Here is a 14,981-nt window from a genome sequence, read left to right as displayed (position 1 = left end):
TATGTTTATCGTCAAAATTTTAAATATCTTATGGAGGAATACCATGCAAAATTATGATTATATAAAAATGTTAAATAAAAAGGTAGAACTATTAGCTAATGAATTAGATAATAGAGATTATAAATTAAAAATCTCAAATGAAATAGATTTTTTTTCTAAAATACCAAACAGGGAGTTTGTATACCAATATATTGATGACTGTATTTCAAAAAATATACATATTGGAGTTATGTTATTAAATATTGATAACTTTAAATTATTTAATGATATATATGGATACTTGGTTGGAGAAAATCTATTAATCAACCTAACTCAAGAACTGTTGTACTTTATTCCAGAATCAAATGGAATAGTTGCTTATCTAAAAGGTGAAGGATTTTTAATTGTAATTCCTAATGTATCAAATGAAGAACTAGATAATATAGGTACAACCATTATAAAGAGTGCTAGAGAATTAAAAGTACAACTTCCTAATGAAAAAGAAATACACTCTAATGTTACATTTAGTATTGGTAGTACTATTTGGGATGGCGAACCAAATGTAACTACTTTAGTGATTTTCAATCAAGTATACAGTGCTTTAAAAAAGGCCAAAATAGAAGGTAAAAATAGATACATACCATTTGATTTTGATGATAATAATTTTTATAACAAATTGGAAAATGATAAAGAATTTTTATACGAAATATCACATGCTTTACAAACTAAACAAATTGAAGCATTTTATCAACCACTCTATAATATAAAAAACAATACTATAGTAGGATGTGAAGCTCTTGCTCGATGGAGACATCCAATTAAAGGACTTCTTACTCCAGATAAGTTTATACCTTTATTTGAGCAATTTGGTTTAATAACAGAATTAGATTTATATTTATTTGAAGAAAACTGCAAAAATATAAGAAGATGGATTGATAACAATGATGTTTTTGTTCCAATTTGTTGTAATTTTTCTCGTCTTCACTTTTTTAATCCTAATTTTCCAAGTATGCTAAAAGGCATTACCGAAAAGTATAGTGTTTCTACATCAAATTTCAGCATTGAAATCACAGAAAATGTATTGCTAGAAAATACAAATACTATTATTCAACATTTAAATGAGCTTCGTTCTTATGGTTTTTCTGTATCTATGGACGATTTTGGTTCTGGATATTCATCTTTTGGTATGTTGCAAAATCTACCTTTTGATGTAATCAAAATTGATAGAATATTTTTATCTCATAATTTGAATGATTTCAAAAATGCAACAATTTTATACTCTATAATAAATATTGCAAGAGCTCTTGGAATGCTTACAGTGTGTGAAGGTGTTGAGACAGAACAACATGTAGAATTTATTAAAAGTATAAATTGCGATATTGCTCAAGGTTATTATTATGCAAAACCTATGGAATGTGCTCAATTTGAAAAATTACTATCTAAAGAAAATAATTCAGGAGAAATGTTTATAAAATATTCTGATATAGGAAAATCCTTAGTAGAAAAGATATTTGATGAATTTTTTATTATGCAAGACATGAAAAAACTAAAATCAAATGTAACTGAAGATATTCAATGGTCTGACTTTTACAGCAAAACGGAAATTACATCTTTTGCTAAAATAATAGAACACTTTGAGAAACATATTAAAGGTAAAAAATTTTCTATTCTTTATAAAAGTATAACTCCACATGATACTGACTCAAATTTATTATTAATTAGTGGAGAAGCTGTTTTATCAGATGAGTCTGCTGAATATCAAAAGTATAGTAATTTCTATTTTAGTGCAAATTGTATAATTTCAGAAAATAGATTGCTTTTAAAAAAATTAAACCTAGACTTAATTAAAACAGCTGGCTATATAAATGAGTTTGAATCATATTCTATACCTAAAATGACAAACACTCATCTTGATGAAAGTAATATTTTATCACAATTTTATTCAATGTTACCTGTAGGTATAATTCGTTATGATTTATTTGGTGATATGATTATTACTTATATGAATGAAGAAATGTTTGATATTATAGGTTATACAAAAGAACAATTTTTTGGTGAGATGGGTGGTAACTTAAGAGCAATTGTTCATCCAGACGATTTAGACTTTATTTATAAAAAGAGTTTGGAAATGATTGATACAAATAAAATTGAACCTTTTTTATATAGATTTATAAAGCGCGATGGTCAAATTGTTACAGTTATGTATACACAATGTAATCTATATGCAATTGACGGAAGAGCTATTGCACAAGGTATGTATATAGATATAAATAAAATAAAAAATTTAACAGAAGTCTAATCCAAAACACTTTATTTTAAAGAAACTAATATATTTAAATAAATTTTTCAAAGTATTTTATAAATGTAAGCATCTTTCATTAAGTTATATTGTTGATAGAGTAAAAAATTTTGAATCTATGATGATATACTTATATAAAACATTGTTTAACAACATTTTTAATTTAAGTATATTAATGTATAATATAACTGAGATGTATAATAAAAAGAAAGGGGGAATATCATGAGTATACTCCTAAAAAAAGCACCTAAATTTGCAAAACATATTATAATAAACTTTTATGTAAATAGAGATATTGATGAAATATTAAAACACCTTTCTAAAGATATCACATGGATTGGACCAGGAGAACAGGAATTTCTCACTTCTTTTAATGAAATAAAAGATTATTTTTATGCAGGTCAAAATGAAGTACCTTCTTGTGATATAAGTAATGATACATTTGAAATTGTAAGTGAAGATAAAAATAGATGTATGGTATTAGGAAAATATACTGTTAGTACTAAAGAAAATGCACAAATGGTCTTAGAAGTAAATCAACGTTGCACATTTGAGATAATTGAAGATAGAGAAAGATTACTAGTAAAACACATGCATATATCAAATCCTTATGGTGAAATGCAAATTGATGAATACTTCCCTACTAAAATTGGAACACAAAGTTATGATTATTTACAAAGATTGTTAAAAGAAAAAACAGAAGTTATTGAAATGATTACAAATAATATCAATGGTGGATTAAAGGGTAGCAATGATGATGATACATTCTCCTTTTTCTATGTTAATGAAGGATTGCCTAAAATATTGGGATATACCTATGATGAGTTTATCGAAATGAGTGGTGGTACCGCAGTAGGAGCTGTATATCCACCAGACTTGCCTAAAGCACTAGGAGATTGTGAAAGATGTTTTGCGAATGGAACTACATATTCAACTGAATATAGAATACGCAAAAAAGATGGAACATTAATGTGGGTATTGGATTCTGGAATGAAATCATTAAATAATGACGGGGTAGTAAAAATTAATAGTATTATTACTGACATCACTCAACTAAAAAATATCGAATCTGAACTAAAATTAGAAAGAGAACGCTATCGTATTGCTCTACAAAATATTACAGACATTATGTTTGAATATGACATTGGAAATGATAATTTTATAAAGTACCAACGTGTAGAAATTGACAAGAAAATTGAATTAGAAAACTTTGAAACAAAAAATTATTCTAAATTGTTAGAGTCTGGAGCAATCATTCATCTTGATGATATTGGCAAATTACTAGAAGTACTTCGTGGAAACCTTAGAGAGACAATTGAAATAAGACAATTAAACTCATTAACTAGAGATGAATGGAGATGGATTCGTGTTCAATGCTCAGTTATCTATGATAGTGACCATAATCCTATCAAAACAATTGGTGTTTTGAAAGATATAACTGAAGATAAATCTAAATTAGAAATTTTAATTAATCAAGCTCAACGTGACCCACTAACACAACTATACAATCAAAGAGTATCAGAAAACTTTATACAAGAGTACTTCTGTAGTTCTGATAAAAAAACTAGTGATGCTCTATTAGTTATTGATATTGACGATTTTAAAACTGTAAATGATACTTTTGGACATTTAGAGGGGAATGAAGTTTTAGTTGCTGTATCAAAAATATTACTACAAAACACATGTGATAAAGATATAGTTGCTCGCATTGGTGGAGATGAATTTATGATATTTATAAAATCATTAACAAATGATTTAGTAATCAAAGCTACTAATAATATTTTAAATGATACAAGTAAAATAAAAGTGAAAGATAATCATAAAATAACACTAAGCATTGGCATTGCTTTTGTTAATGATTCAATTAAATCGTATAAAGATTTATTTTCTAAAGCTGATAAAGCTCTGTATATATCAAAAGCAGCTGGAAAAAATCGTTATAGCATATGTGAATAATAAAATTATTATATTATATCTTTGCCTAAAAATAACTTATAACTTAGGTATTGTTATTTATAATTATATTAATCATAAAGTATATGATTATTTAAAAACAATCATCATATACTTTATGATTATTTTATATAAATAAACCTTTCGAAACTTTATATTTAAACTCCTTCCCTAATTCCATATAAATTTTTAAAATAAATTTATCTAAAGACATAAAGCCAGTTTATTTTTAATTTTATTTTTTATATAAATTAATCATCATTTTTAAATATATTTTTGGCTTATATTATTGCCTATGAATTATATCGATGATATACTGATACTATTTAAAACATCTTTCATCTGCAGAAAGGATTACTATATGATGAAAACAAAAAATTTAAAGAATATTCCGTTTTTACTTACAGTCTTTGTGGATATTTTAATGGCAATTGCAGTTTTCTATCTAATGAACTATGTACAATATTTACTGCAATCAGATGTTAAAATTAATTTAACTGAAATTGTAACACAAAATAAAGATGTAATTACAAATAAATTAATGATGGAGGTTAATAATTTAGACCTTGTTTCCAACCAAGTGTCAGAAAGATTTTCACAATCAAAAGACAAAAGTCAGGATAGTTTAAAATCTATAGCTTTAAATTATTCAAAAGAAAAAAATGATGATAGACTTTTTTTTGCATCAGAAGATGGAAAGGCAACTTTTCCAAATGGCAAAGAACTTGATATTTCAGGAAGGCACTATTTTAAGCTAGTTTCTAAGGGGATTCAAAACATATCTGAACGAATAGTTTCTAGATTAGATGGAGAGGACATTTTTGTTATAAGTGTTCCTATAGAATCTCATGGAGAAGTTATTGGCTCAATTCAAAAACAGTATACACTGAAAGAAATGTATAATCTCTGTTCAGTTTCTCTATTTTCTGAAAAAGGTCATATGTACATTATTAATAGTCAAGGATACATTCTTATAAGTTCTGAGCAGGATATATACAATAGAGAATCTGATAACTATTATAGAATGATTTTTTTACAGAACCCAGAGGTTTCTAAGAGTCTAGAGAAAGATATACAAAACAATCATTCAGGTATTATGGAAACAGAGCTAAATGGTGAAAAATATTTTTCTGCTTATACTCCTATAGACAAAGTCTATGATTGGTATTTAATCTCAAGTGTATCTACTAACGCAGTTTCAGCAAATACAAATATTGTTATTAAGTTATTCTATTTTATTTTATTGGTTGTTGTAATGTTTTTTGGTTTTAGCATGATATATTTTTTATATTTAAAAGAAAAACAACAGACTAAGTTAAAAAAAATTGCATTTGTAGATACTATTACACAAGGCAATACATATACAAAATTTATGTTTGATTTACAAAATCTCCTACGCACAAATACAAACAAGCAATTTTATATTTTTACTTTTGATATTGATAATTTTAAATACATAAACAATTTTTACGGATTTGATGTTGGAGATAAAATTTTAAGAAAAATTAATGAGATTTATACTAAGAGACTTTCTATAAATGAACAAGTTGCTAGAGTTTATAGTGACCATTTTGTTGTTCTTCTAGAAGATGCCTCTGAACAAAGACTTAATTCCTTATTTGATTCAGAATTAAAGATAGAAGGTGTTACAGTATACCTTTCTGCTGGTTTATATCCAATTATTAATCGAGATGAAAGCATCAATCTTATGGTTGATAAAGCAAACATGGCAGCTCAAAAAATTAAAGGGATGAGATACAAAAGAGTGGAAATTTACTCTGAGAAGTTTGATAAACAGATGATTCACAATGAACAAACAAAGAGAGCTATTGAAAAGGCACTTGATAATGATGAAATTATTCCTTTCTATCAACCTAAAGTTGATATTAATAGTCACAAATTAGTTGGTGCTGAAGCATTGGCACGTTGGAGAACTGATGATGGAAAATTAAGACCTCCTGGTGAATTTATTTCAGTATGTGAGAAAACTGGATTAATTACAGCTGTTGATATGACTATATTTGAAAAGACTCTAAAATTTATTAAGAGAAATTTAGAAAAAGGTGTGAATTGTGTTCCAATTTCTGTAAACTTTTCGCGCATGCACTTTCTTAATAATGACTTCTTAGATGTACTTCTTCAAAAATTAGATGAGTATAAAGTACCACCTCATCTAATTGAATTAGAACTTACTGAAACTATAATTTTTGATAATTATAAAATGATTGAAGAATTTATAAACAAAGTACATGATAATAAGCTTCAAATTTCTATGGATGATTTTGGCTCTGGTTATTCTTCACTACATATGCTAAAAGATATGGACATAGATATTTTGAAAATTGATAGAGGCTTCTTAAAAGATACTGCAAATAGTGATAGACAAAAATCTATTTTTGCTGCCATTACTCAGATGGCAAGAAGTCTAAATATCAAGGTGGTAGTAGAGGGAGTTGAGAATATAGAAAATGTAGAACTTATGCGAGAGTTTGGATGTTCTATTGCACAAGGCTATTTCTATTCAAAACCTATAAGTGAGCAAGATTTTGAGAGACTTTATCAGGAGGGAAAAATATAATGAAACGTATTATAAGTTTGATTTGTATAGCAGTTCTTTTTTTAGTTAGTTTGTCAGGATGTAAAAGTGAAAAACAAAATGTAAAAATTGGTGTTTCTTTTGGTGTTGGAAGTGCCACACGTTGGCAACATGAAAAAGAATATATGGAGCAACAAGCTAAAAAACTTGGTGCTGATATAGAGGTACGCCTTAATCAAACAGATAAACCAAAGACACAAAAACAAGATTGTTTTGAAATGATAGATAATGGAATTGATGTCCTTATTATTACTCCACGTGATGTAAATAAAGTTCAAGAAATATTAGATTATGCTAAGGAAAAAAATGTACCAGTTATAAATTATGCTCGTGTTGTTTTGGGTGAAAAAGTTGACCTCTTTGTAGGATATGATAGTAGTAGAATTGGACAGAGATTAGGTCAATACCTTTCAGAAATAGTTTATGATGGAGATTATATTATACTTCAAGGTGACCCTGGTGACAATAATGCTAAATTATTGTACCAAGGAGCAATGAGATATATCTCTCCTATTAAAGACAATATAAATATTCTTTTGGATGCTCCTGTAAAAGGTTGGTCTCCTGATGAAGCAAAGAAGATGGTCATTGAAGCAGTAAGTTCTAATAATAACAATATAGATGCTATTCTTGCCCCAAATGATAAAATAGCAGGAGCATGTGTTGATGCATTAAAAGAATTAGGAATTTCAAAACATGTAGTTATTACTGGTATGGATGCAGAAATAGATGCTGCTAAACGTATTGTTGAAGGTACACAAGATGTCACAATATATATGGATTTAAATGAGCTTGCCTGTACTGCTGTGAATGAAGCAGTTCATATGGTAAAGAATGAAACTATAAATGTAAATTCAGAATTTGATAATCAAAGTGGTAGTACAATTAAAGCTAACCTTATAACTGGTCAACTGGTTACTAAAGAGAATTTAGATAAAATACTCATTGATAATGGTTATTTTACTAAAGAACAAGTTTATGGTAAGAATTAAACTTTAAGTATATAAAAATATCAGATTATAAATATTTTATTACAAATACTTAATATTAATATAGTCTATCAAATAACAACTTATTTATATAAAAAAGTGGACTCTTAAAAGAGTTCACTTTTTATTTTAAATATAAAATTGCCTGTCTATAAATGCAAATTTTTTCTTAGAAACTTTCACATTCATAATTTTTAAATATTAAGCTCAGGTTCATAGCTGTTGCACATATACTATACTTCATTTCTACTGGTATACAATCTACTCCATTTATAAAATCTATTATGTATTAAATGCCAAAATACATCTTCTCCCTATTATTCTGCCATAGCTGGAAATTCATAGACTATCTTTAACAACATTTCAGTGAAAATTAATGTCTTCCTAGCATCTTCCTCGCTTACAATACAAATTTCATGAGTAGCTTCATTTCCTATCTTTCTTATTTGGTTCACCCATTTTTTAGAATTAGGCAATATATAATTCTTTTTATCAAGCCATTCAACATAAAATATAAATGTCTTATTTTCTTCAGCACCTAAATGTACTGCTACATTCATTAATAACTTTCTGCAACATAAAGCTACTGATGTAAATGCATTTACACTAAATGAATTTCGAGCTTCTTCATATAAATTTTCAACATCTTTATTATTAATATGTAATACATCATTCCCAGCTTTGGACATTGGATACTGTCTATTGTCTTTATCAAAATAAGTTGGATTACCACAACTAGGACATACATATATGCTTATTTCAACCTCTTTTTCTGGACTAGTACGATAAATACCTTCATAACCTTTTTCACTTCCTACATAGCAACCACAATATCCACAAGTGTAGTTTTTACCTAACAATTCATTGTCTATTCCTTCCCAAAAATTCATCGTCTTCACCTCCAAATACTTAAATTTTTCTTATTTCAGTATCAGAATATAAATCATCTTTACTTCCTTTAATTTCTACTATTTTTAAATTTACCAAATTCATTATTCTCCAAAGTATAAACCAATCTTTTACACACATTTCATCTTCAAGCAAAGATTCTGCAACAACTTCAATTAAGGGTTTCCATTTATCACTAATATTTTTTAGTATATATTTATCAAAATAAGTTTCTTCAACACTTTTAATTTCTTTTCCTATCAATGCTCTAAAAATAGTATTTTCTTTAACTAATACATCCCATTTATTTTTAATTTCTAGCTTTTCATTAAATTCAATTTCTGATGCCTTGTTTAAAAAGAAATAAGTATCTTCTGGAGACATTTCACTAGTAAACGAATATTTCATTATACCATCTTCTATCTTTTTTTCATCTATTAATGCAATTTTTATGTTTTTATCTTGAAACTTACTCACTATATAATATACACCACATAAATCCCTTGAGTTATTTGCACACCATATTATTATGTCTCTATGTTTTACCAAGCTTCTATCTTCTAATAAATTGGGCTTGAATAATAGTTTAGGATTATTTTCAAAATCAGCTCTAACTTTAAAAATATCTTTTCTTAATTCATAATTATTTACATCTGAAATATCACCTATTGATAAATCATCTTCAAATACTACAATTTTATTATGTGGTATTAACTTTAGCTTCATTGCTTCTTTTAATATATAATAACAAACATCATCAAAACATATGTATGCCATGCAACTCACCTCTCTGTACAATTAATAATTTATTTTATTATAATATATAAACTGTACTTGTTAAACAATCCTAGATTATTATAGTATTATTTATAAAATTAGTTGATATATTTTTATTCACGCTTTTCATAATATAAGTATGAAATAAACTCTATAATAATGTACATCATGCTTAGAATTGCAATTGGAATAAAAATAAACATATACAATATATTTTCTGTTAAATAATAAAATAAAAAGCTACATATACTAATAATTGTTGTAATCCAAAACATAATATTTCCACTCTTAGCTTCACTTTTTAACTTTATAAGACGATTTCTTTCATCCATAGATTCAATCCTATCTTCTTGTGTAGCTTTTTTAGAAAATGCCCGAATAAGAATTATAATCCCAAATAATAAAATTATTATAGAAAATACAACATGCTTAATTTGCAGTGTTAGCCAATCTTCAGGATATATAATATCTTTTGTTAAACTACATATTCCTAATATTGTAGCCAAAACACCAAAGGTAAAACCTTTTTTATTATAAATTTTCATATTGTTTATCCTCCAACTCTTTATTTTCTTTAAGATAGCATAAATCTTCTACTGTTGTGCCAAATACCTCTGAAATACGATAAGCAAGCATGAGCGAAGGAGCATACTGTTCTTTTTCTATAGAAATAATTGTTCTCTCGCTCACATAAACTAAATCAGCAAGTTGTCGTTGTGTCATTCCAATGGAAATTCTTAATATTTTAATTTTAGTTTTCATTGAATACTCCTTTTATAATATGAAGTTCACTTTATATAAATAAGTACTAATATAAAATCTGTTTCAGGAAGATTAGGCATGCAGATATAAAAATAAATATGAATAGATATTATTACTTATTAGAAGAAATGGACAAAGAAGCATGTGAAAATATAAGTAAAATATTATTCAAATAATGGTCAGCTAAATGCCATTTTAAGTACTTTTTTTATTAGTCAGTTAAATATCAGCAATATAGATAATAAAATCTACTTATAAAACACTTGAATTTACTATTATTTAATAAAATTTATAATTATTTACTCTTTGTTGTTGACATTAGTACTATACCATATCTTTATTTGTAAATGTTGTTATTCCAATATATTCATATCTTTTTATATGCTTTTGTCAGTTAAATGTCAGCAAAACATTTTATACACAGTATTTACATAAGTTTTCCACAACTTATCCTCAATATTATCCACAGAAAAAAGGTAGCACTTATATTAGTCGCTACCTTTCATTTATCAATCTTCATCCTTCCAACTTTTTATCCAGTCCCCTATTTCTGTTATTTTGTCTTCTGTTATTTCTTCTCCATCATGTAATTTTGAAATAAGTTCTGATAAAGGATTGTTATGTAAACCTCCAAAAATTCTTTTTCTTTCACTAATACTGTATAATGTACATGTTTTCCAATTCTCTGAGAGATTAAAAAACCTTTTTTAGTTAACCTTGTTAAAAGCGTAATTGTAGTTGTATGTTTCCATCCATATATTTTTTCTATCTCATCTGCAACATCTTTCGATATTACAGTTTTATAACTTGAGTTCCAAATAAACTTCATGATTTTTAGTTCTGCATCTGGTAATTTCTTATTTATCATAATATATCCCTTCTTTCTATAAAACTCAAACTTGTCTTTTTATCATATCTTTTTATATTTGTTATGAATTTTTTAAATTTTTCTTCTATCATTTGATTCCTTCTATGTATAGTTGTAAATATTCGAGTAAAAAAATCATCATCTATATTTATACTTCTTTCTTCTCTTGTCGCATTTAAATATTCTTTTTTATTTACTAGTACTTCATAACTAAATTGAAAATCTATCCTCTTCTTTTTTAATACTTTCATTTTTACTAATCTTTTTAGAAGAATTTCTGTAGTACTTTTTCTCCATTTATATCTTTCTTGCATTGCCGAGATTATTTCTTTTTTATATAGAATAGATTTTTTCCTCCACATATATTCCATCAACATTAATTCTCCCCTTCGTAGTTTATTAACTACTTCTTGTTGCTCCATTTTATGTCACTCCCTCAAATTCAGTCTAACTTAAGCTAATAATAGGAGCTTTTTAACACAAAAACTACAGGTAAAATTTACTATATATTCTACTATTTTAGTTTGTTTTTATATATAAAAAATATTATTCATATCTACAAATTCATTCGATTTTCAAACACATATATTGAATAATAACTAGTTGTATTGTATTGTTTTAATTGTAGAATAATACTAAATTGGTAAAACTAGAGGAATTTAGTAGCATAAATATTTATTAAATAAGACTTGTAAAATGAATTATAAGTTATATAAATAAGTTATCAAAAACATATACTCTTTTGGTTTTGTGAAAGTTTTTTAGGTGGGCAATAATATCTATATTTAAAAATAAATTGTATGGATATACACATATATTGACTGCTTATACTTATAGTTCATATGGTTATTATAATTTTATAGATACACAGTTATATAGATTTTGTTTTCTATAGAATCTTTTTTAGTTTTATCTACTTTATAAATATGAGGGGTGATATAAATATGTTTTAAGACTTACACACTAAAAAGAGTAGTAAATAACAAACAACTAGAAATAACTCGAAGTTTTGACTTAGACAATCTTATTTGTACTGCAACAGAAATATTAGAAAAAAATGAGATTGATTTAATAATTATTGATGAAGTAAACAATGTTGTTTGGAGAAATGAAAAAAGCACTCCCCAACATAAGAATACTTAGTTACAGATATAGAAGTGTGTTTTTATTACATATCATAAATTATTGATAGCATTAAGTGAGAATAGAGTTAATACAATCGCTTTTAAGATAGTTCAAATAACTTTATTGAGATTTTTACCTTTATATGAAAATATGAAATAAAAAAGCACCCTGTTAGGATGCTTTAAGTATTATAAACACACTATGAAATTGAATTATTTTAGAATGTAGATATATTTACATAAGTTTGTCTACATTTTTATTGTTATCTTTTACTTTATTTAACTAAGTTTTCTACTTCACTAAAAGCTTTCTCATTTCCATTCCCACCAATTTGAGTTATATTTTTAAACTTTTTATTCTTAATTAACTCTTTTTGGCTATTATCTAATCCATTTCCAACTAATACTACTGGAGATTCCGTTTTACCTGCGAGTACTCCTACTGATAAAGCATCTACTAAGTCATCTTGTTTATTCATTCCATCCTTAGCTATATACAAGTCATTAAGTGTATCTTTACTATAGAAATGATTTATTACTTTTGAGTTAGTTTCTGTTCTATCAGAACCTGCTATTTTAGTTACAGATGGTAATGTATTACTCACTTCTTTACTATTAAATAAAGATTCTCCACCTATTACATATGATTTTGATATGTCTTTATCATCTATTAAGTCTTTTATATCTTTCATATCATCATTTTGATTAGTAAGAAGAATTGGCATTTCCTCTTTTGCTGATATAGCTCCCATACTTACTGCATCAGCTAGTCCCTTTTCTCCATTTACCACTACTACTTTTGACAACTTAGAATTTTTGTCTAATTCTTTTGCAAGTTTTATTGATGTTTCGTATCTATCATTTCCAGATATCCTAATTACATTTAATCCCTTTTCTTTTAAATCAGATACTACTTTTTCATCAACAGACTTTAATCCACCTACTATGTAAACATTTTTTGTTTCTAACCTATTTATTTCTTTTTCTGTTAATTTATTTAAGTTATTATTTTTAGTAAGTAGTATTGGTGCATCTTTAGACTTAGCAAATGGTGTTGCTGATAAGGCATCAGATATACTAGACTCATTTATTAGCACTATATTATCAGCTTTATTCCAGCCTTTTTGACTTATTTTTACTGATGTTTCATTTCTATCTACACCTGTTATTTTTTCCTTAGATGGTGCCATATTAAAATCTTCTTTACTTGAAGTTCCATCAGAAGAACCACTTGATCCTGTTGATTTTCTTTTATAAGTAGCTATAAAATCAATACTATCATCAAAAACTAATTTACTTACTTGATCTGATGTATATATTTTTTCATCTTTATTGTTTCTCCAACCACTAAACTCATAGTTTTCTCTTTGTGGATTAATTTGAATTTCATTTATACTGGAATTATCTGATATTTCTTTTCCATTAATTATACTTCCATCATAATCTATGTATCTGATTCTACATTTCACTATTTTATCTATTGATATATTTACATCCATAGTCTCTACATCATTTACTGGACCATATTCATATTCCAAACTATAACTTATGCCATTTGGAAAGTCAGAAAGATTTTTCCATGTTAGAAAACCTGTTGAGATATTATAATTTCGTGGATATAATTCCTTTAATTTTGAATTTTCACTTCCTATATCTACAACTATATTTTCACCACTTTTTATAATACTTTTTTCTATGTATTGACCACTACATTCTAGTGAATTTAATTCTTTATTTTTACTTATATCTATTTTTGTTAAACCATTTTTTCCACAAAACAAAGAATCTAATTTTATATTTGTAGATACATCCAAGTCTTGTAATTTATTCTTAGCACATCCCAAATACTCAAGACTTGTAAGTCCTTTTATATTTAATTTACTTAGGTTATTACCTGAACAACTTAAATTTTTCAAAAAAATATTGTTACTTAAATTAAGAGATTCAAGTTTATTGTTAGTACAATTTAGAGATTTCAACTTTTTATTATGGCTTAAATCTATACTTTTTAAATTATTATTAAGAAATTGTAAATTTTCTAAGTTTACATTATTACTTAAATCTATCTCTGTTAATTCATTACTAGTAAAAAATAAATTTACCAGATTTTTATTATTTTTAAGATCTAAACTTGATAATTTATTTGAATCACAATGTAATTCATTAATAAGATTATTGTTTTTTAAATCAATGTTTAATATTTTATTTCCACTAATATCTAGATATTTTAATTTTATATTTTTACTTAAATCTACATTTTCTAGATTGTTTGAACTACAATCAAGTTTTTCTAGATTTTTAAAATTTTCTATCCCATCTAAATTATCTATTTTTTTTGGATTGGAAACATCTGGATTTTTATGTAAATTTAACTCTAAACAGCTCTCGATTTTGTTTAAATCACTTTCATATATTTTATAGTTATCTTTTGATGCAACTTCATTTGTTAATGGATCCTCTCTATTCTCTAATACCTTTTCAACAATATCTCTTCTAAAAGATTCGTCGACAAATTTATTGGTTATATCAACTTCCTTTACATTCTTTCTTTTATAAGACTGTAGGTCGCTGTTACTCTCTAAATCTAATGCATTTACCAATAATATTGATTTGCTCATTATCAATGTAACACTAGCAACTATTAGTAATGATTTTATATATTTCTTAAGTGTCATAATTTCCCCCCATACCTATTAATAATAAATAATCTTTATCTAAATATTACCATATTTATAATTCTCAAGAA

General features: G+C 26.1%; 11 protein-coding genes. 4 read left to right on the top strand and 7 right to left on the bottom strand.

Annotated features, from left to right (window positions below; translation table 11 throughout):
- Nucleotides 1-43 precede the first annotated feature (43 nt).
- The 4 genes from ACTG46_RS07290 to ACTG46_RS07275 all read left to right on the top strand — a co-directional run bounded on the left by ACTG46_RS07290 (nt 44) and on the right by ACTG46_RS07275 (nt 7,819).
- Nucleotides 44-2,278 (top strand): EAL domain-containing protein, encoded by a 2,235-nt coding sequence (locus tag ACTG46_RS07290; protein WP_479923842.1) that lies wholly within the window; start codon nt 44-46, stop codon nt 2,276-2,278.
- Between the two features lie 222 nt (nt 2,279-2,500).
- Nucleotides 2,501-4,234, top strand: a complete 1,734-nt coding sequence (locus ACTG46_RS07285) for a sensor domain-containing diguanylate cyclase (protein WP_054269905.1) — start codon at nt 2,501-2,503, stop codon at nt 4,232-4,234.
- 361 nt (nt 4,235-4,595) lie between these two features.
- On the top strand, nt 4,596-6,809 hold the full coding sequence (locus ACTG46_RS07280; RefSeq protein WP_479923841.1) for a bifunctional diguanylate cyclase/phosphodiesterase: 2,214 nt from the start codon (nt 4,596-4,598) through the stop codon (nt 6,807-6,809).
- Entirely contained in the window at nt 6,809-7,819 is a 1,011-nt protein-coding gene (locus tag ACTG46_RS07275; protein ID WP_479923840.1) for a sugar ABC transporter substrate-binding protein, read from the top strand. Before ACTG46_RS07280 ends, ACTG46_RS07275 begins: the two co-directional genes overlap by 1 nt.
- Before the next feature lie 314 nt (nt 7,820-8,133).
- Here ACTG46_RS07275 and ACTG46_RS07270 read toward each other — a convergent pair whose 3' ends face one another.
- From ACTG46_RS07270 to ACTG46_RS07240, 7 genes are all read right to left on the bottom strand, one after another.
- The gene (locus ACTG46_RS07270; protein WP_479923839.1) at nt 8,134-8,706 is read right to left on the bottom strand and encodes a DUF4145 domain-containing protein; all 573 of its coding nucleotides are present in this window, start codon (nt 8,704-8,706) and stop codon (nt 8,134-8,136) included.
- Nucleotides 8,707-8,725: 19 nt separating this feature from the next.
- The gene (locus ACTG46_RS07265) at nt 8,726-9,481 is read right to left on the bottom strand and encodes a DUF1835 domain-containing protein (RefSeq protein WP_479923838.1); all 756 of its coding nucleotides are present in this window, start codon (nt 9,479-9,481) and stop codon (nt 8,726-8,728) included.
- Nucleotides 9,482-9,594: 113 nt separating this feature from the next.
- Entirely contained in the window at nt 9,595-10,026 is a 432-nt protein-coding gene (locus ACTG46_RS07260; protein WP_479923837.1) for a hypothetical protein, read from the bottom strand.
- On the bottom strand, nt 10,013-10,243 hold the full coding sequence (locus ACTG46_RS07255; protein WP_054269899.1) for a helix-turn-helix transcriptional regulator: 231 nt from the start codon (nt 10,241-10,243) through the stop codon (nt 10,013-10,015). Before ACTG46_RS07255 ends, ACTG46_RS07260 begins: the two co-directional genes overlap by 14 nt.
- 568 nt (nt 10,244-10,811) lie before the next feature.
- Nucleotides 10,812-11,111, bottom strand: coding sequence for a BlaI/MecI/CopY family transcriptional regulator (locus tag ACTG46_RS07250; protein ID WP_479923836.1), 300 nt, complete (start codon nt 11,109-11,111; stop codon nt 10,812-10,814).
- The gene (locus tag ACTG46_RS07245; protein ID WP_479923835.1) at nt 11,108-11,533 is read right to left on the bottom strand and encodes a BlaI/MecI/CopY family transcriptional regulator; all 426 of its coding nucleotides are present in this window, start codon (nt 11,531-11,533) and stop codon (nt 11,108-11,110) included. The genes ACTG46_RS07250 and ACTG46_RS07245 overlap by 4 nt, the downstream gene beginning before the upstream one ends.
- A gap of 977 nt (nt 11,534-12,510) precedes the next feature.
- Entirely contained in the window at nt 12,511-14,910 is a 2,400-nt protein-coding gene (locus ACTG46_RS07240; protein ID WP_479923834.1) for a cell wall-binding repeat-containing protein, read from the bottom strand.
- Nucleotides 14,911-14,981: the final 71 nt, after the last annotated feature.

This window comes from Clostridioides sp. LIBA-7678, assembly GCF_056716065.1.
The sequence above is the reverse complement of the archived record's forward strand: the minus strand, read 5'-3'. Positions and strand labels throughout refer to the sequence as shown.